Below are 18,919 nucleotides of genomic sequence, written 5' to 3'. Positions count from 1 at the left end.
CCGGTCGAGAGTCACGTGGCCTCCTGGGGACGAGCCCGGTTACGCATCAGGAGCGAATCGGTGCTGCCGACGAGGCCGGCCATCAGCAGGCCGAGCAACGCCGCACCGAACACTGCGGTGTACACCTTCTCCGGATCGGACGTGGCCTGTCGACCGTATTCGATGATCAGGCGGCCGATCCCGCCGCGGAGACCCACCGAGATCTCGGCGACGACCACGCCGACGACCGCCGCCGACGCGCCCAGCCGGAACGCCGGCACCATCTGCGGGACGGCGGCCGGGAACCGCACCCGGATCAGCGTCTGGGTCCACGACGCGGCGTAGCTACGCATCAGTTCGATCGACGTGGCCGACGTGGATGTCAGCCCGCGGAGCGTGCCGACCGACACCGGGAAGAAGGCGAGGAACGCGCCGAGCAACGCCACGGGCACCCATCGCGGAAGATCCCACCCGAACGGATGGACCCGGCCGCTCCAGCTGACGACGATGGGTGCGAGGGCGATCAGGGGGACGGTCTGCGACGCCACGAGGTAGGGCACGAGGCCCCGACGGACGACGCTGAAGCGGGCCATGATCGTGGCCAGGCCCACGCCGACGAGCGAGCCGACGGCGAAGCCGAGCACGGCGAGACGGAACGAGAACCAGGCGCCGGCGAGCACGACCCTCCAGATCGGCCGCTCCGACGATCGGCTCTCGGGATCGAAGAGGCGGCCGACCATGTCCCAGGTGTGCGGCATGGCGTTGCGCGACGTACGGGGCAGGATCGTCCAGCCGAGCACCTTGCCGCCGCCCTCCGGGCCGACGGCCTTGTAGAGCTCCCACGCGGCGGCGACGAGCGCGAGGGCGACGACGAAGAGCACCGCCCTGCGGACCGCCGATCTCGAACTACGCAAGGGCCGATTCTCCCACGGATCGCTGGGCTGCGACGTTTCCCGCGGTCGTGGTGACGGTCACTGCTTGGCGAGTGCCGTCTCGGCGATGGCCGGCAGGACGTGTTCGCCGTAGGCCTGCAGCGTGGGCTCTTTGGCGTCGTGCTGGAGGTAGACGGCGAACTGGTCGACGCCGAGATCGCGCAGCTCGCCGAGCCGGCGGACCTGCTCCTCCACGGGGCCGAGGAGGCAGAAGCGGTCGACGATCTCGTCGGGCACGAAGTCGGCGTGCGTGTTGCCGGCCTGCCCGTGCTGGTTGTAGTCGTAGCCCTCACGCCCGGCGATGTAGTCGGTGAGGGCCCGGGGGATCTCGGCGCCTCCCGCCCCATCATCACCAGCACGGCCGTAGCGGGCCACGATGTCGGCCACGTGATTGCCGACCATGCCGCCGAACCAGCGGCACTGGTTCCGAGCGTGGTCGAGCTCGGCCGCGCTGCCCGGCGCCGTGACGTAGGCCGGGGCGGCGACGCAGATCGTCACGTCGTCGGGGTTCCGGCCGGCGCCCTCGGCGGCCTTGCGCACGGCGGCGATCGTCCAGGAGGTGATGTCGGGGTCGGCGAGCTGGAGGATGAACCCGTCGCCCACCTCCCCGGCGAGGGCCAGGGCCTTGGGGCCGTAGCCGGCCACCCACACCGGCAGCCGGCTCTTCGACGCCCACGGGAACGTGATGGTGGACCCGCGGTACTCGACCGACCGGCCGTTGGCCAGCTCGCGGATCACGTGGATCGACTCCCGCAGCGTCTGGATGGTGGTCGGCCTGCCGTTGGTGACCCGCACCGCCGAGTCGCCGCGGCCGATGCCGCACACGGTGCGGTTCCCGAACATCTCGTTGAGCGTGGCGTAGTGGCTCGCCGTGACCGTCCAGTCACGGGTGGCCGGGTTGGTGACCATCGGCCCGACGACGACGTTGCGCGTGGCGGCGAGGATCTGGCTGTAGATGACGTACGGCTCCTGCCACAGGATGTGGCTGTCGAACGTCCAGACGTGACTGAACCCGTACGTCTCGGCCCGCCGGGCCAGATCGACGACGCGCGCCGACGGCGGCGTCGTCTGCAGCACGACGCCTATATCCATGCGTTCCCCGGCCACGCAGGCCGGCGCGCCGGCGCCCTCCGCTGGCGCTCCGGGCGCCTACCCGCTCGAACGTCGGGACGCTCGCTTCGCTCGCTGAACCCCATTATCCATGCGTTCCCCGGCCACGCAGGCCGGCGCGCCGGCACCCTCCGCTGGCGCTCCGGGCGCCTACCCGCTCGAACGTCGGGACGCTCGCTTCGCTCGCTGAACCCCATCGCAGCGCCCTTTACCGCGTCTCCGGGAAGCCGAGGTCGATCGTGCTCGTCGACGGGTCGGGCCAGCGGCTGGTGACGACCTTCCCGCGGGTGTAGAAGTTGATGCCCTCGGGCCCGTACATGTGGGTGTCGCCGAACAGGCTGGCCTTCCACCCGCCGAAGCTGTAGTAGCTGACCGGCACGGGGATCGGCACGTTGACGCCGACCATGCCGACGTTGACGTCGAACTGGAACTGGCGGACCGCCCCGCCGTCGCGGGTGAAGATCGCCGTGCCGTTGCCGAACGGGTTGTCGTTGATGAGCTGCAAGCCGTCCTCGTAGCCGTGCACACGGGTGACCGACAGCACCGGCCCGAAGATCTCGTCGTCGTAGGCCGGCGTTCCCGGCGCGACGTTGTCGAGCAGCGTCGGGTTCAAGAAGAAGCCCTCGCTGCGCACGTTCTCGCGGCCGTCGACCACGACCGTTGCGCCATGATCACCGGCGGTGTCGACGTACCCCTTCACCTTGTCTCGGTGCTCGCCGGTGATCAGCGGCCCCATCTCGATGCCCGGCTCGTTGCCCGGCCCGACCTTCACCTGGGGAATCCGCTCGGCGATCTTGGCGACCAGCTCGTCGGCGATCGATTCGGCGGCGAGCACGACGCTGATCGCCATGCACCGCTCCCCCGCCGCGCCGTACCCGGCTGAGATCGCCGCGTCGGCCGCCATGTCCAAGTCGGCGTCGGGCAGCACGAGCATGTGGTTCTTCGCGCCACCGAGGGCCTGCACCCGCTTGCCGTTCGCCGTCCCCGTCTCGTAGATGTACTTGGCGATCGGCGTCGACCCGACGAACGACACGGCCTCGATGTCGGGATGGGTCAGCAGGCGATCGACGGCCTCCTTGTCGCCCTGCACGACGTTGAAGCAGCCCGGGGGCAGCCCGGCCGATGCCAGCAGCTCGGCGATGAACAACGACGCCGAGGGATCCTTCTCACTCGGCTTCAACACGAACGTGTTGCCGCAGGCGAGGGCGTTGGCGAACATCCACATCGGCACCATCGCCGGGAAGTTGAACGGCGTGATGCCCGCCACCACGCCCAAGGGCTGGCGGATGGAGTACACGTCGACACCAGTGCCCGCCTGCTCGGAGTAGCCGCCCTTCAAGAGGTGCGGGATGCCGCAGGCGAACTCGATGTTCTCGAGACCGCGGGCCACCTCGCCCATCGCGTCGGACAGCACCTTGCCGTGCTCGGCGGTGAGCAGCGAGGCGATCTCCTTGCGGTTGGCGTCGACCAGCTCACGCATCCGGAACAGGACCTCGGCGCGCCTCGACAGGCTGGTCGCCCGCCAGGCCCGGAACGCCGCCTTGGCGGAGGCGACCGCAGCGTCGACCTCGGCAACACTGGCGAAGTCGACGCTGGCGGCCTGCTCTCCGGTCGCCGGGTTGAAGACGACGCCGGTCCGCCCCGACGTGCCTCCCACAACCTTCCCGTCGATCCAATGGGAGATGCGATTCATCGTTCTGCTCCTTTCACGAGCGCGAACTCGAGCCGGTGATACATGCCCGAGCCGAAATTGATCAGTGCCGGGATGGTCACCGGAGGTACTCCGACAGGCCCCGCTTGACGAAGCGGCCGTGGCCCTTGGTGCCGACGTAGGCGTCGTTCTCGACGACCACCGTGCCCCGACTGATGACGGTGTCGACCTTGCCGTCGACCTCGAACCCCTCCCACGCGGAGTGGTCCATGTTCATGTGGTGCTTCTTCTCGAAGCCGATGGAGGTGTGACCGTTGGGATCCCAGACGAGCACGTCGGCGTCGAACCCGGGTGCCAGCTGGCCCTTCTGCGACAGGCCGAACATGCGCGCCGGTGTGGTGGAACACGTCTCGACCCAGCGCTCGAGCGAGATCTCACCGTTGACGACGCCCTGGTACAGCAGTTCCATGCGGTGCTCGACCGAGCCGATCCCGTTGGGGATCTTGGCGAAGTTGCCGATGCCCATCTCCTTTTGCTCCTTGAAGCAGAACGGGCAGTGGTCGGTGGACACGACGGCGAGCTCGTTCATGCGCAGGCCCTTCCACAGGTCACGGCTGTGGTGCTCGTGCTTGGAGCGCAGCGGCGTCGAGCACACCCACTTGGCCCCTTCGAAGCCGGGCTGGGCGAGCTGATCCTCGATCGACAGGTAGAGGTACTGCGGGCACGTCTCGGCGAACACGTTCTGGCCGGCGTGTTGCGCGGCGGCGACCTCTTCGAGCGCCTCGGACGCCGACATGTGCACGATGTACAACGGCACGTTGCCGGCCACCCTGGCGAGGCGGATGGCCCGGTGCGTGGCCTCGCCCTCGAGGTCGGCGGGGCGGGTGAAGGCGTGGTACTTCGGATCGGTCTCGCCACGGGCGATCGCCTGGGCGACGAGAACGTCGATGGCGATGCCGTTCTCGGCGTGCATCATCACCATCGCGCCGATCTCGTTCGCCGTCTGCATCGCCCGCAGGATCTGGCCGTCGTCGGAGTAGAGGACGCCGGGGTAGGCCATGAACAGCTTGAAGCTGGTGACCCCCTCGTTGTCGACGAGGTAGCGCATCGCCTTCAGCGAGTCCTCGTCGACGCCGCCGATGATCTGGTGGAAGGCGTAGTCGATGGCGCAGTTGCCGTCGGCCTTGGTGTGCCAGTCGGCGAGGGCGTCTTGGACGCTGCCGCCGGTGTTCTGCACGGCGAAGTCGACGATCGTGGTGATGCCACCCCAGGCCGCCGCCGTGGTGCCGGTCTCGAACGTGTCGGATGCCTCTGTGCCGCCGAAGGGCATCTGCATGTGCGTGTGCACGTCGACGCCACCGGGGACGACGTACTTGCCGGAGGCGTCGACGACACGCACGTCACTGCCGGCGCCGAGGCCGAGGGTCTCGGCCTGGCCGGGGGCGAGGACGGCGGCGATCGTCTCGCCGTCGATGAGCACGTCGGCCACGGTGCGGCCGGTGGCCGACACCACGGTGCCGCCCTGGATCAGGAGCTTCGCCATGACGATCAGGCCTCTTTCCCGGGAGCTGCGCCCCCGCTCGCTGCGCTCACGCCTCCACCAACTCGTCGTAGGCGTCGGGACGGCGGTCGCGGTAGAACGCCCAGCGGTCTCGCACCTCTTTGATCTTGTCCATGTCGAGGTCGCGGACGATGAGGTCGGGCTTGTAGGCGTCGCCGACGTCGCCGACGAACTTGCCCTCGGGATCGACGAAGTAGCTCTGGCCGTAGAAGTCGTCGTCGCCGATCTCGGCCTCGATGCCGACGCGGTTGATCGCCCCGACGTAGTACATGTTGGCCACTGCCGCCGCCGGCTGTTCGACCCGCCAGATGTACTCCGACAGCCCGCGGCTGGTGGCTGAGGGATTGAACACGATGTGGGCGCCGTTGAGGCCGAGCGCCCGCCAGCCCTCGGGGAAGTGACGGTCGTAGCAGATGTACACGCCGACCTTGCCGACGGCGGTGTCGAACACCGGGTATCCGCCGTTGCCCGGCTTGAAGTAGAACTTCTCCCAGAAGCCCTTCACCTGAGGGATGTGTTGCTTGCGGTACTTGCCGAGGTAGGTGCCGTCGGCATCGATGACCGCGGCGGTGTTGTAGTACACGCCCTCCTGCACGAACTCGTACATCGGCAGGACCATCACCATGCCGAGCTCCTTGGCGACCGAGCGGAAGCGCTGGGTGGTCGGTCCGTCCGGGATCGGCTCGGTGTAGTCGTAGTACTTCGTGTCCTGGACCTGGCAGAAGTAAGGGCTGTAGAAGACCTCCTGGAAGCACATCACCTGTGCGCCCTGGGCCGCGGCATCTCGCGCCGCCGCCTCGTGCTTGTCGATCATCGAGCCCTTGTCGCCAGACCAATCGGTCTGGAGCAAGGCAGCTCTCACGATGTTCGCCATGGTTGGTGGACCCCCGTACGGAACTTGGTGTGGCAGTCGCGTGTGAGAGGCCGAATCGTAATGTGACCGCGAGGTCCGGGACAATAGGCCGATTGTTACCGGACAATCAGTTCACGATGTCGTCACGCTGCTACATTCGGCCGGCGGTGAGGTCCTCGAGCACGCCGTCCGCCGGCTCCCCGGCACACCAGTCGCCGTCCCGGCTGCCGGCCCTGATCGCCGCCGCCATCGACGCCGACCGTCACCGTGACCTCGACGGCACCGGCCCCAAGGCCGGCGCCGGCGCGCTCCGCAACGGCGACACGATCCACCCCGGCGACGACGGCACACGGACGGCTCGGCGCATCGCGGCGACGATCGGGCGGATGATCACCGCCGGCGATCTCGCCGTGGGTGAGCGGCTGCCGACCGTGCGCGAGCTCTCCCGCCGCCTCGGGGTCTCCCCCACGACCGTGTCGGTGGCCTGGCGCAGCCTGGCCGACGTCGGGGTGATCGAGACCCGGGGCCGCAACGGCACGTACGTCCGCCATCCGAGGGGCGCGGAAGCGCCCCGGCGCTACCGCATGGTCACCGGGGCGGCTGCCGACGGCGCCGACCACTTCGACATCGACCTCTCCACCGGTACCCCCGACCCCGACCTCCTTCCCGACCTTGGACCGGTCATCGCTCGGGTCAGCCGGCAGTCCCTCACCTCCAGCTATCTCGACCGGCCCGTGCTCCCGGCGCTCGAAGAGCTCCTCGACGCCACGTGGCCGTTCGCCGCCGAGGCGATCACCGTGGTCGACGGGGCCCTCGATGCGCTCGACCGGGTTGCCCAGGTGGCCCTGCGGCTCGGCGACCGAGTCGTCGTCGAGCACCCCGCGTTCCCGCCGATCCTCGACCTGCTCGATCAGCTCGGCTGCGAGATCGTCGGTGTCGACGTCGACGACGAGGGCATCGTGCTCGACCAGCTCGCGGCGGCCTTCGCCACGGCCGAGAGCGGGCGCCCCGGTGCGGCACCGCCGGCGGCGGTGATCCTGCAACCCCGCGCGCAGAACCCCGCCGGCATCGCCATGTCGGCGTCGCGGGCGGCGGCGATCGCCGGCATCGTCGGCGGCACCACGGCGCTCGTGGTCGAGGACGATCACGCCAACGACATCTCGTCGGCGCCGCTGGTGAGCGTCGGCAGCTGGCTCCCCGCCCAGACCGTCCACATCCGCAGCTATTCGAAGAGCCACGGCCCCGACCTGCGCCTCGCTGCCGTGGGCGGCTCCGGTGAGGTCGTCAACTCCGTCGCCAACCGGCGACGTCTCGGCCCGGGCTGGTCGAGCCGCATCCTCCAGGCCGTGCTCGTCGAGCTGCTCCAGGATCCGTCGACGGCCGACACGATGGCGGCCGCACGGTCGGCCTACGCCGACCGCCGGCGGGCGGTCGCCGCTGTGCTCGCCGGCCACGACGTGCCGATGACCGGCCAGGACGGCATCAACGCCTGGATCCCCGTCGACGACGAGCGCGTCGCCACGGTGGCCCTCGCCGCGCGCGGGATCGGCGTGGCCCCGGGTCATCCGTTCCTCGTGCGGCCCGACGGCGACCACCTCCGCGTCACCGTCGGACTGCTCGCCCACGACGGTCCCGACGGCGGATCCCGCCTGGCCGAGGTCGCCGAAGCGGTCGCCGCCGCCGCCCGCCAACACAGCACCCACCGTCGCCCCGCCCATCGCTGATCGCGCGACCTGACGCCGGGTCAGGCGGGCGACGGGGGGATCAGCTCGGGCACGAACGGGCAATCGGGCCGCAGCGTCTCGGCGCCGACCGGGCCGGCTCCGGCGGGCCCGACCACCAGGTCGCGGTCGGCGTCGAATGCCGTGAGGTCGATGCGTTCCACGTCCGCCGACCACGGGGCGTCGGGGTCGATCGAGCGGGCGACGATCGTGTCCACGTAGGCGTCGGGTAGCCGTGTCCCCACCCCGGTCACCACGACCCGTGGCGCAGCGGTCGCCGCGGCAACGACGGAGAGCAGGGCGTTGCCGACGGCGGCCAGGCCCACCGCCGTCGAACAGGCCGCGACCTCGACGACCACCAGGTCGGCGCGGGCCGCGGCCGAGGGGAGGGCGGTGACGTCGACCGATCTCACGGGGACGTCGGCCCGATCGAGCGCTCGCATGAACGCCGCGGCCCCGGCCCCGGCATCCACGGCGAGGACCTCGATGTCGCCACGCCGGGCCAGGGCCCGGCTGGCGATGTCGGGGCAGCCGATCGTCAGCACGCGCGACCCGTCGGGCACGGCATCGACGAGATGGTCGGCCGTCGGATCCTCGTCGACCTCGTCGACGAGGTCCCAGAGATCCTCCACATCGCCGCTGAGCAGGCGGGAACCGAGCCACCAGAGCGGCCCACACGTGGGGTTGCGCTGCACGAGTTGCCGGCACAGCGTGACCAGCTCGGCCGGCCCGGGTCGCAGGCGGGCGATCGCCTCGACCGTCTCGCCGACGATGAGCGCCGTGTCGCCACTCCCGGCCCGAGCGACGTATCGGAGCCGCTCCATCGGGTGCACCCGGGCAACGGTACCCGGGATTCATCGACAGGTAACTGGGGACGGGGGCCGCCGGCTTGCTACCGTCTCGCCTCGTGGCGACGGACCCCCGGCCTGATCTCGTACTGACCCGACTCGGCGCCGAGGCGCGCCCCTTGTCGGAGTGGCTCACCACCTTCCACCTGGCGACGGTGGTCCTCGACCCGTACACCAACGAGTCGTCGTGGGTGCTGCCCACGGCCCGGCGCATCCTCGACGCCCTCCGGGGCTCGGACGCCAGGGTGAACTTCCTGGTGACGGCCGACGAGGACGACACCAGGGCGTTCGTCGGCCCCCTTGCCGACGAGTTCCTCGTGTTCAGCGACCCCGACCGGCTCGCCGTCAAGGCCCTCGGCCTCGAGACCCTCCCCGCCTTCGTGTTCATCCGCGTCGACTGCACGGTGCCGGCCGCGGCGGAGGGCTGGGACCCGGTCGCCTGGCGCGGTGTCGCCGAGGCGATCTCGGAGGTCACGGCGTGGCGGGTGCCCGACATCCCCGCCCCCACCGACCCCGGCGCCTTCCACGGCACGCCGGCCCTCGGCTGAGTCGAGAATCGTGCAGACCCGACCGCTCGGCACCGAAGGTCCGGCCCTCTCGGTGATCGGCGTCGGATGCAACAACTTCGGCACGAGGATGGACGCCGAGCAGACGGCGCTCGTGGTCCACGCCGCGCTCGACGCCGGCGTCACCCACTTCGACACGGCCGAGATGTACGGCAACGGGCTCTCCGAGGAGTATCTCGGCGCGGCCCTCGTCGGCCGGCGCGACGAGGCCCAGATCGCCACCAAGTACACGCCGCGGCCCGACGACGAGCCGTATCGCCCGGGCGTGATCGCCTCTCGCATCCACGAGGCGGTCGAGGGCAGCCTGCGCCGCCTCGGCACCGACCGTATCGACGTCTACTACCAGCACTACCCCGATCCCGGCCCCGTGGACGAGGCGCTGGCCACGCTCCACGAGCTCGTCACGGCGGGCAAGGTGTTGCACCTCGCCAACTCCAACGACTCGGCCGCGCAGCTGGAGGAAGCGGCGACGGCCGCGGACGCCAACCGCTGGACGCCGTTCCGCGGTGCGCAGATCCACTGGAGCATGCTCGAGCGCGAGGTCGAGGACGAGATCGTGCCGACGGCCGAGCGCCTCGGTCTCGGCGTCGTCCCCTACTTCCCGCTGGCATCGGGCCTGTTGACCGGCAAGTACCGGCGGGGCGAGGCCTTCCCCGATGGCACCCGCCTGGCGGGCAGCGAGCGCTTCGCCCGCCTGGCCACCGAGGAGGCGTTCGATCGGGTCGAGGCGTACACCGCCTTCGCCGACGCGCGAGGCCACACCGTCGGCGAGCTCGCCATCGCCTGGCTGCTCGCCCAGCCGTCGGTCACGTCGGTGATCGCCGGGGCCACGACGCCGGCCCAGGTCGCCGCCAACGCCAAGGCCGCATCATGGATCCTGACGCCTGAGGACGTCGCGGCCCTCGGGTGATGGATCCCAACACGCGGGCGATCATCCAGCTCGGCTGGGCCCGCCTGCTCGGCCTCGCCGACGACGCCTTCGACCGGGCGCGGGGTCGCCGCATCCATCACTCGCCCGTCCACCCCGGCGGCGGTGAGGCCGACGTGGTGATGTTCGTGCAGCTGTTCGACGCCCGCGTCCTCGTCGGCCCACCGTGGGTCCACGACGCGGCGCGGCGGCTCGACGACGCGCAGCTGAGGTCGGCTCGCACGCTGCTCCAACTCTCCGCCCACGTGCCGTCGGCCCGGATCCTGGGTGAGGCCACCCTCGCCTACCTCGACGGGGCGATCGACCACCCCGACGCCGAGACCGCGCAGGTGGCCGACGACGTCGACCTCGCCGTGACCCTGGAGCGAGCGTGCCCCGCCGACGACACGGCCGAGGCGTCGATCTCCGACGTGGCCGAGCGGTTCGTGCTGGTGGTGGACGATCAGCCGGTCGCCGGGGCCGGCTACGAGGAATGGGCCGGCCTCATCGCCCATCTCGCCGTGCTCACGGCGCCCGAGCACCGTCGGCAGGGCTTCGGTGGGCTCATCGCCGCCCTGGCGGCCAACGACGCCTTCGCCGCCGGGCTCGTCCCGCAGTGGCGGGCCCGCACCGACAACCGGGCGTCACGCCGTCTCGCCGAGACGCTCGGCTTCGCCGAGGTCGGCACGCAGACCACCGTCACCCTCGACGGCTGACGACGCACCGGCGGTCCGACCCGCCAGACTGCCGGGCATCGTCGCACTGCCCGCCCCGCTGCCCGACCTGCCGATCCGTGATGCGATCGACGGTGTCCTCGCTGCCCTCGCCCATCACGGCCGGGCCGTCGTCTCGGCCCCGCCGGGCGCGGGCAAGACGACCGTCGTGCCGCTGGCGCTGCTCGGTGCCACGTGGCGTGGGGACGGTCGCATCCTCGTGCTCGAGCCCCGGCGGCTGGCGACTCGCGCCGCGGCCCGGCGCATGGCCGATCTGCTCGGCGAGCCGGTCGGCGGCGTCGTCGGCTACCAGACGCGAGACGAACGCCGCATCGGTCCGGGCACCCGCATCGAGGTCCTCACCGAAGGCGTGCTCACGCGACGGTTGCAGTCCGACCCCGAGCTGCCCGGGGTGGTTGCGGTGCTCTTCGACGAGGTTCACGAGCGCAACCTGACGACCGACCTCGGGCTCGCCCTCACCCTGGACGTGGCGTCGACGCTGCGCCCCGACCTGCGCATCGTGGCGATGTCGGCGACGGCGGACACGGCATCGTTCTCGCGCCTGCTCGCCACCGGCGAGGCGGGCCCGGCGCCGATCGTCGAGAGTGCCGGGCGCATGTTCCCGGTCGACATCCGCTGGGTGCCGCGGGCCCGTCACGACCGGTCCCCCATCGACGCCACCGTCGTGTCGACGGTCCTCGCCGCTCTGCGGGACGAGCCGGGCGATGCCCTCGTCTTCCTGCCCGGCATCGGCGAGATCCTCCGCACGCGCGACCGCCTCGTCGGGTCGGTCCCGGCGAACGTCGACGTGCGCCCGCTCGCCGGGGCGCTCACGCTCGAGGACCAGGATCTGGCGCTCGCGCCGTCGCCACCCGGGCGGCGGCGCGTCGTGCTCGCCACCGACATCGCCGAGACGTCCCTCACCGTGGACGGCGTGCGGATCGTCGTCGACAGCGGCCTGGCGCGCTCGCCGCGATTCGACAGCGGCACCGGGATGACGCGCCTGACCACGGTGTCGATCAGCCGGGACTCGGCCGAGCAGCGCACCGGGCGCGCGGGGCGCGTCGAGCCCGGAGTGTGCTACCGCCTCTGGTCGAAGATCGAGCACGGCAGCCGGCCGGCCCATCAGACGGCTGAGATGCTCGCCGTCGACCTCGCCGGGTTGGCGCTGGAGCTGGCGGCCTGGGGAACCCCGCCCGAGCAGCTGGCGTTCGCCGACCCGCCGCCGGCGCGCACGTGGCGCCAGGCGATCGACACGCTGACCGTGCTCGGCGCCATCGACGGCGACGGCCGCCTGACCGAGATCGGTCGGGCGATGGTGAACCTGCCCCTCCACCCGCGCCTGGCCCGCGTCGTGGCGGGAGCGCCGACGGCGGCGGCATGCGTCGTCGCCGCCCTCCTCGACGACCGGGACGTCATGCGCGGCAGGATCGAGGAGCTCCCGGCCGACCTCGCCCTGCGGGTGGGCCTCGTCACCGGCCGCACGCGCGACGACCGGGCCGATCGGGGCGCCGTCCATCGGGCGCGCGACCGGGCGGCCGACCTCGCCCGTCGCGCCGGGATCCGCTTCGACCTCGACACCGTCGATCCCGATCGCACCGGGCTGCTCCTGCTCGCCGGGTTCCCCGACCGCCTCGCCGGGCGCCGGCGCGGCGGGCAGTTCCAGCTGCGGTCCGGTTCGGGGGCGTGGGTCGGAGAGTCGGATCCGCTGGCGTCGGCGCCGTTCGTCGTCGCCGCCGACGTGGACGGCAAGCGCTCGGGATCTCGCATCCGTCTCGCCGCCGCGGTGGAGGCGTGGGAGATCGCCGGCGTGCTCGACGACGTCGTCGAGCATCGCCGTCTGGAGTGGGACCGGGATCGCGACGACCTGGTGGAGCGGGTGGAACGCCGCCTCGACGCCCTCCGCCTCGGCGAGGAGGTCCGGGCCGCCGAGCCCGGGGAGGAGACGGTGGAGGCGCTCGTCGCCCGCGTCCGGGCGACCAAGCTCGGCGTGCTGCGCTGGACCGACACGGCCCGCCAGTTGCAGGCGCGGCTCGGGTTCCTGCGCGCGACGATCGGCGACGCGGCCTCCGTGGCCGGGGAACGGGGCGGCTGGCCCGACGTCAGCGACGCCGCTCTGACGACGTCACTCGACGAGTGGCTCCGCCCCTATCTCATCGGCGCCACGGGGCGCGCCGACCTCGAGCGGGTCGACATCGCCGTGCTCCTGCGCAACCTGCTGCCATGGCCCCAGGGTGCCCAGCTCGACGAGCTGGCTCCGGCGGCGTGGCCGCTCCCGACGGGCCGGTCGGCGAGGATCGACTACGGCGCCGATCGCCCGACGCTGTCGGTACGCGTGCAGGACGTGTTCGGCATGACCGAGCACCCGACGATCGCCGGCGGACGGGTCCCCGTGACGATGGCCCTGTTGTCACCCGCCGATCGGCCGATCCAGGTCACCGCCGACCTGCCCGGCTTCTGGGCCGGGTCATGGGCCGACGTGCGCAAGGACCTCGCCGGCCGCTATCCCAAGCACCGCTGGCCGGTCGACCCGGCCAACGAGCGCCCCGGCCGCCGCTGACGGTCAGCCCTCGACGGTGATCGCCGCCGTGGGGCACATGTCCGCGGCCTCTTCGACCTTCTGGCGCAGCTCTTCGGGCGGCTCCTCCTGGAGCACGTAGAGGTAGCCGTCACTGCGGACCTCGAAGACCTCGGGTGCGATCTGCATGCAGCCGCCCGTGGAGGCGCAGACGTCGAAGTCGACTGTGATCTTCATCCTTGTTCCCCCGTCGCTGGTGTGGTCGGGTCAACCGTAGACGGGGCGCCCGTCGGCGGAGGAAGTTCGCCGCCCCTCTCGCCGGACGTCCCCGACCCCGTCGCCGCCTCGGCCTCCTGCGTGAGCGGGCCGGTGGACGGATCGCCGATCGCATCACGGATCCGCTGCACCATGTCCTGCGGCACGTTGGCGTACACCAGCCGGGCTCCGGCGAAGCGCTCCAGCTCGTTGAACACGGCCTGGTCGTCGATGCGACCGAGCATCAGCACGACGGTCGACGTCCCCGGTTGCACGGCGTCGCGGAACCAGGCCACCCAGTCGTCGGGGATCCCGATGTCGACGAGCTTGCCGCGCACCGCCCCGGCCCCGGCGCCCACGGCCGTCCCGGCCAGCCAGCCGACGGGTCCGGCGAGGATGAGGCCGAACAGCCCGGCCCACATCCCACCGGTGAGCGCCCGTGCGCCGGGCGACGGGTCGGTGGTCTCGCCGACGTGCGTGCGGCCCTCGGGCGTCTTGATGATCGTGACGGCGTCGATCAGGTCGATGCTGTGCTTCGACACCAGCCGGTAGGTCGCAGTGAGGAACTCCTGGGCACGGAAGGCGTCGTCGAACGAGAGTCCGACGATGATGTCTGGCCTGCCGTCAGGCTGGGTGGTGTTGTCCGTCACGCAGTGATCTTCGCACGACCAGGGGCGCGCCGGTACGTTGGGCCGGTGAACGAATTCACCGAGCTGCTCCCCCTCGGCCCCGACACCACCCAGTACCGCCTCGTCACCACCGAAGGCGTCGAGCAGGTGGAGACCGAGCTGGGCACGTTCCTCAAGGTCGACCCGGCGGCGATCACCCGGCTCACCGCCGAGGCGATGCACGACATCGCCCACTTCCTGCGCACCGACCACCTGGCGCAGCTGCGCAAGATCCTCGACGACCCCGAGGCATCCGACAACGACCGCTTCGTCGCCCTCGATCTGCTGAAGAACGCAGCCGTCGCGGCCGGTGGTGTGCTGCCGATGTGCCAGGACACCGGCACCGCCATCGTCAAGGGCAAGAAGGGCCAGTACGTGGTCACGGGTGGCGGCGACGAGGCGGCCATCGCCGCCGGCGTGCAGGAGACCTACCTCACGTCGAACCTGCGCTACAGCCAGATGGCGCCGCTCACGATGTACGAGGAGAAGAACACCGGCACCAACCTGCCGGCCGAGATCAAGGTCTCCGCCGTCGATGGTGACGCCTACAAGTTCTTGTTCATGGCCAAGGGCGGCGGCTCGGCGAACAAGTCGTACCTGTTCCAGGAGACCAAGGCGTTGCTCAACGAGGCGACGCTGCTCCCGTGGCTGTTCGACAAGCTGCAGTCGCTCGGCACCGCGGCCTGCCCGCCGTACCACCTCGCCGTCGTCATCGGCGGCACGTCGGCCGAGTTCGCCGTGGAGACGGCCAAACTGGCGTCGACGCGCTACCTCGACTCACTGCCCACCAGCGGGTCGCCGTCCGGCCACGGGTTCCGCGACCTCGAACTCGAGCAGAAGGTGCTCGAGCTGGCCCAGTCCACGGGCATCGGCGCCCAGTTCGGCGGCAAGTACTTCTGCCACGACGTGCGCATCATCCGCCTCCCCCGCCACGGCGCGTCGTGCCCGGTGGCGATGGCGGTGTCGTGCTCCGCCGACCGCCAGGCCCTCGGCAAGATCACGGCCGACGGCGTGTTCCTCGAGCAGCTCGAGCGTGATCCGGCGCGGTTCCTGCCCGACGTCGACGAGTCACACCTCGAGGGCGAGGCCGTGGTGCGCATCGACCTGACCCGCCCGATGAGCGAGATCCTCACCGAGCTGCATCAGTACCCCGTGAAGACGCGGGTGATGCTGACGGGACCGATGGTCGTGGCCCGCGACATCGCCCACGCCAAGATCAAAGAGCGCCTCGACGCCGGCGAGCCGATGCCGCAGTACCTCAAGGACCACTGCGTGTACTACGCCGGCCCGGCCAAGACGCCCGAGGGCTACGCGTCCGGTTCGTTCGGGCCGACGACGGCCGGCCGCATGGACAGCTACGTCGAGCAGTTCCAGGCCGCCGGCGGGTCGATGATCATGCTCGCCAAGGGCAACCGTTCGAAGGCGGTCACCACGTCGTGCGCCGCCCACGGCGGCTTCTACCTCGGTTCGATCGGCGGCCCAGCCGCCCGCCTGGCGCTCGACAACATCACCAAGGTCGAGGTGCTCGAGTACCCCGAGCTCGGCATGGAGGCCGTGTGGAAGATCGACGTCGTCGACTTCCCGGCGTTCATCGTGGTGGACGACAAGGGCAATGACTTCTTCGAGGTCGTCCGCCGCGACGCCGCCATGCCCGTCTCGCTGTCGTAGAGAATCTGGGGCCAGATCGTGCCATCCGCCGATCTGGGGCGTGATCGTGACGAGAATCGTCACGATCACGCCCCGGATCAGACGGCGGTCGCGGTGTCGGCGGTGATCGCGCTGCGCACGACGGCCGCCATCCACTTCGACTGACGCGTCAGCTGGCGCCACGTGATCGGCACGACGCGGTAGCCGGCGGCGGCGAGGTCGGCCTTCTTCTTGCGGTCGCGCTCGAAGTCCTCCCGGCGCTTGTCGTGGTACTCGAGGCTGTCGCACTCGACGACGACCATCGTGCCGTCGACGAGCCAGTCGACCTCGTAGCCGGCGCAGATGGCGTGGAACGTCATCGGCGGGAGCTTGTGGCGGCGCCGGGCCTTGTTCATCTCCCGCTCGAGGTCGCTGTCGAGCACCTTGCCGTCGACGAGCCACTCGTGCAATGCATCGCGCAGGGCGACGACGCCGTGCCGCCCCTGTCGAGAGTGTGCCCGCGTCGCCCAGTACAGTGCGGCGCCCGACGCCAACCGCTCGGTGAGGACGTGTCCGACCGCGGCGTGCACACGATCCGGCGCGACCGCCCCGAGGTCGGTCAGACCGCGCAGCAGCTTGCTCGCCGGGATGCCGTGCCGCCAGACCGGCGCGATGTCGATCAGGTCGCGCGGCCGGTGGACCACGATCCCGTCCGGCACGACCGGGTGACGGCGCCGGGTCAACATCACGTCGACACCATCGAACTGCAGGTCGGGGACGCCCCAGAGCTCGAGGCCCGTGCGGTGCGACGCGACGGCTCCATCACCCATCGCCAAGACGGCCGCGTGGATCGCCTGAAGACGCGACGTTGGAGACGAAACCACCCGGGAGACGCCGGGATACACCGGGACGAGCAGACCCGAGTCGTTGGCGCGGTACCACGTGCGCTTCGACTGCCCGGACTCGAGCACGGCCTGCATCGTCAGCAGGCCGTGGTGACGGCGGGTGAACGGTTCGACGAGGTGCAGCTTCACACCCTCCCGGAGCGTCACGGGAACGCCGAACCGGAAGAGATTTTCTTCAGCCCGTCTGGGGCCGGATCGTGACGCAAATCGTCACGATCCCGCCCCGGAAGGGCGGATGGCACGATCTGGCCCCAGATTGTTCAGGGGGTGGGGCGGACGAGCTGGCCGCGCGGGGTCGAGCGGGCCGACTCGGTGATCGTGTTGTCCTCGACGACGGGCTGGCCGGCCACGTACACGCCGCGGACGCCATCGGGCTGATCGGCGGTGAGGCGCTCGCCGTTGGCCGGGAAGTCGCGCACGCGGCGCAGCGGACCGGGGGTGACGGTGGCCGGATCGAAGATCGTGATGTCGGCCCAGGCGCCGGGGCGCAGCACGCCACGATCGGCGAACCCGAACAGCCCGGCCGGCTCACCGGTGAGCTTGTGCACGGCCTGCTCGAGCGACATCACGTTCCGGCCGCGCACCCAGTTGCCGAGCAGGTCGGTGGGCAGCGGCGCGTCGCACAGCTGGCCGACGTGGGCACCGGCGTCGGACAGGCCGAGCACGCATCCCTCCTCGTTGAGCAGGGTCGTGATGCCCTCGGCCTCGTCGTTGGCCACGACGGCCCGCACGCGTAGCGCCAGGCCGGGCTCGTCGATCGTGATGTCGAGCAGGGCGTCGAACGGATCGACGCCCCGATCGGCGGCGATGTCGATCAACCCGCGACCGCACAGCTCGGGGTGTGAAGCCGACTCCATCACGTTCATCGCCGCCCAGCGCGGTGGCAGCGTGTTGGGTCCGCCGGCGCGCCAGTAGTCGAGCGCCCGCTGCCGCCAGGCCGGGTCCGCGTAGGCGGCGCGACGCTCATCGACCGAACGCCCGAAGAGCTCGGCGAACACCGGGTTGGTGTTGAGCGTGAAGGGGTCGAGCATCGACATGGAGAACGTCAGCGGCCGGCACGACACCTGGGGGTAGACGCCGATGCCCTGCTGGCGTCCGGCCCGGTGGATCTCGAGCCCCTTCCAGTGGGCACCCGTGTCGGTGGTGAGCAGGGCGGTGAACGTGATCGGCACGCCGATCTCCGGCTGCAACTCGTACAGCTCCCGGAACGACAGGCCCTCGCCGCCGTTGACGGCGACCACGCCGGCACCCGCCCGGCGCACCTCGCCGGCGAGACGGGCCACCTCGTCGCGAGTGGAGAAACGGCTGGGGATCGGCCGGCCCTCGCCGTCGCGGTGCAGCAGCCCGAAGCTGGTGGCGAAGCCGGCGGCACCGGCGGCCATGGCGTCGCCGACGATCGCAGCCATCGCCTCCACTTCCTCGGCGGTGGCCTCGCGCTCCGACGCCTCGTCGCCCATCACGTGCATGCGCACCGGCGTGTGACCGACGTAGGCACCGACGTTGAGCAACGGTCGGCAGCGGGCGACGGCATCGAGGTACTCCGGGAACGTCTCGAAGTCCCACGTGACGCCCTCGGTGAGCGTGGCCGGGTCCATGTCCTCGACCTTCTCCATCGTCGCCACCAGGCGCTCGCGGTCGGCGGGCTTGATCGGGGCGATCGAGAACCCGCAGTTGCCGGCGACGACGGTGGTGACGCCGTGGAAGCACGACGGCGTGAGCGCCGGATCCCAGAACACCTGAGCGTCGTAGTGCGTGTGGATGTCGATGAACCCCGGCGCCACGACGGCGCCGCCGGCGTCGATCTCACGATCGCCGCGCAGGTTCTCGCCGATCTCGATGATGCGGCCGTCGGGGCCGAACGCCACGTCGGCGCGCCGGGCGGACGCACCCGTGCCGTCGACCACCGTTCCGCCTCGGATCACGGTGCTGTCAGTCACGCTGCCCATCGTCCCACCGTACGTTTCGCCGCTCGAGCCGATCGGGTCGGACGTAACAGATGGTGCCTGCCTGGATTCCAGTGGTCACTGCAACACGTGGTTGTCGAGGATCATGGTAGGGGTCTTCCAGCCGTGGCGTTTGCGGGGTCGGCGGTTGAGCTTGGCGGCG

At 70.9% G+C, this 18,919-nt stretch carries 16 protein-coding genes; 6 read left to right on the top strand and 10 right to left on the bottom strand.

Features of this window, described 5'->3' with window-relative positions:
- Positions 1–11: 11 nt before the first annotated feature.
- The 5 genes from DN771_RS22280 to DN771_RS22260 form a co-directional block, all read right to left on the bottom strand.
- Positions 12–893: an ABC transporter permease gene (locus tag DN771_RS22280; protein WP_116999774.1), complete on the bottom strand. Its 882-nt coding sequence runs from the start codon at positions 891–893 to the stop codon at positions 12–14.
- A 57-nt stretch (positions 894–950) separates the two neighbouring features.
- Entirely contained in the window at positions 951–2,003 is a 1,053-nt protein-coding gene (locus tag DN771_RS22275) for a TIGR03842 family LLM class F420-dependent oxidoreductase (RefSeq protein ID WP_116999773.1), read from the bottom strand.
- A 226-nt stretch (positions 2,004–2,229) separates the two neighbouring features.
- The gene (locus tag DN771_RS22270; RefSeq protein WP_116999772.1) at positions 2,230–3,714 is read right to left on the bottom strand and encodes a CoA-acylating methylmalonate-semialdehyde dehydrogenase; all 1,485 of its coding nucleotides are present in this window, start codon (positions 3,712–3,714) and stop codon (positions 2,230–2,232) included.
- A gap of 76 nt (positions 3,715–3,790) precedes the next feature.
- A complete protein-coding gene (hydA, locus tag DN771_RS22265) occupies positions 3,791–5,215 on the bottom strand; it encodes a dihydropyrimidinase (RefSeq protein WP_116999771.1) in 1,425 nt (474 codons plus the stop codon).
- A 46-nt stretch (positions 5,216–5,261) separates the two neighbouring features.
- A complete protein-coding gene (locus DN771_RS22260; RefSeq protein ID WP_116999770.1) occupies positions 5,262–6,107 on the bottom strand; it encodes a nitrilase-related carbon-nitrogen hydrolase in 846 nt (281 codons plus the stop codon).
- A gap of 146 nt (positions 6,108–6,253) precedes the next feature.
- Here DN771_RS22260 and DN771_RS22255 point away from each other — a divergent pair, with 146 nt between their 5' ends.
- A complete protein-coding gene (locus DN771_RS22255) occupies positions 6,254–7,810 on the top strand; it encodes an aminotransferase-like domain-containing protein (protein ID WP_227462443.1) in 1,557 nt (518 codons plus the stop codon).
- A 20-nt stretch (positions 7,811–7,830) separates the two neighbouring features.
- Here DN771_RS22255 and DN771_RS22250 read toward each other — a convergent pair whose 3' ends face one another.
- Positions 7,831–8,640, bottom strand: a complete 810-nt coding sequence (locus DN771_RS22250; protein WP_162942274.1) for a class I SAM-dependent methyltransferase — start codon at positions 8,638–8,640, stop codon at positions 7,831–7,833.
- Positions 8,641–8,714: 74 nt separating this feature from the next.
- On the opposite strand from DN771_RS22250, the gene DN771_RS22245 reads away from it, so the two are divergent.
- The 4 genes from DN771_RS22245 to hrpB are packed head-to-tail and all read left to right on the top strand — an operon-like array spanning position 8,715 to position 13,401.
- Positions 8,715–9,203 carry a hypothetical protein gene (locus DN771_RS22245; protein ID WP_116999767.1) on the top strand — a complete coding sequence of 163 codons (489 nt, stop codon included), beginning with the start codon at positions 8,715–8,717 and terminating at the stop codon, positions 9,201–9,203.
- 10 nt (positions 9,204–9,213) lie between these two features.
- Positions 9,214–10,131 carry an aldo/keto reductase gene (locus tag DN771_RS22240; RefSeq protein ID WP_116999766.1) on the top strand — a complete coding sequence of 306 codons (918 nt, stop codon included), beginning with the start codon at positions 9,214–9,216 and terminating at the stop codon, positions 10,129–10,131.
- Positions 10,131–10,844 carry a GNAT family N-acetyltransferase gene (locus DN771_RS22235; RefSeq protein WP_116999765.1) on the top strand — a complete coding sequence of 238 codons (714 nt, stop codon included), beginning with the start codon at positions 10,131–10,133 and terminating at the stop codon, positions 10,842–10,844. Before DN771_RS22240 ends, DN771_RS22235 begins: the two co-directional genes overlap by 1 nt.
- A gap of 28 nt (positions 10,845–10,872) precedes the next feature.
- On the top strand, positions 10,873–13,401 hold the full coding sequence (hrpB, locus tag DN771_RS22230) for an ATP-dependent helicase HrpB (protein WP_227462449.1): 2,529 nt from the start codon (positions 10,873–10,875) through the stop codon (positions 13,399–13,401).
- A 3-nt stretch (positions 13,402–13,404) separates the two neighbouring features.
- On the opposite strand, the gene DN771_RS22225 is transcribed toward hrpB, so the two are convergent.
- Together DN771_RS22225 and DN771_RS22220 are read right to left on the bottom strand one after the other, a co-directional pair.
- Positions 13,405–13,596, bottom strand: coding sequence for a ferredoxin (locus DN771_RS22225; RefSeq protein WP_116999764.1), 192 nt, complete (start codon positions 13,594–13,596; stop codon positions 13,405–13,407).
- Positions 13,593–14,264, bottom strand: coding sequence for a DUF1269 domain-containing protein (locus DN771_RS22220; protein ID WP_116999763.1), 672 nt, complete (start codon positions 14,262–14,264; stop codon positions 13,593–13,595). Before DN771_RS22220 ends, DN771_RS22225 begins: the two co-directional genes overlap by 4 nt.
- 45 nt (positions 14,265–14,309) lie before the next feature.
- Here DN771_RS22220 and DN771_RS22215 point away from each other — a divergent pair, with 45 nt between their 5' ends.
- Entirely contained in the window at positions 14,310–15,950 is a 1,641-nt protein-coding gene (locus DN771_RS22215) for a fumarate hydratase (RefSeq protein ID WP_116999762.1), read from the top strand.
- Positions 15,951–16,027: 77 nt separating this feature from the next.
- Here the strand turns inward: DN771_RS22215 and DN771_RS22210 are convergent, their stop codons facing one another.
- Together DN771_RS22210 and DN771_RS22205 are read right to left on the bottom strand one after the other, a co-directional pair.
- The gene (locus DN771_RS22210) at positions 16,028–16,960 is read right to left on the bottom strand and encodes a PDDEXK family nuclease (RefSeq protein WP_116999761.1); all 933 of its coding nucleotides are present in this window, start codon (positions 16,958–16,960) and stop codon (positions 16,028–16,030) included.
- A gap of 113 nt (positions 16,961–17,073) precedes the next feature.
- Positions 17,074–18,750 (bottom strand): N-acyl-D-amino-acid deacylase family protein, encoded by a 1,677-nt coding sequence (locus DN771_RS22205; protein WP_162942273.1) that lies wholly within the window; start codon positions 18,748–18,750, stop codon positions 17,074–17,076.
- Positions 18,751–18,919 lie beyond the last annotated feature (169 nt).

This window comes from Desertimonas flava (assembly GCF_003426815.1).
Lineage (GTDB): Bacteria > Actinomycetota > Acidimicrobiia > Acidimicrobiales > Ilumatobacteraceae > Desertimonas > Desertimonas flava.
Note: the sequence above shows the minus strand (reverse complement) of the source record. Positions and strands in the feature narration are given on the sequence as shown.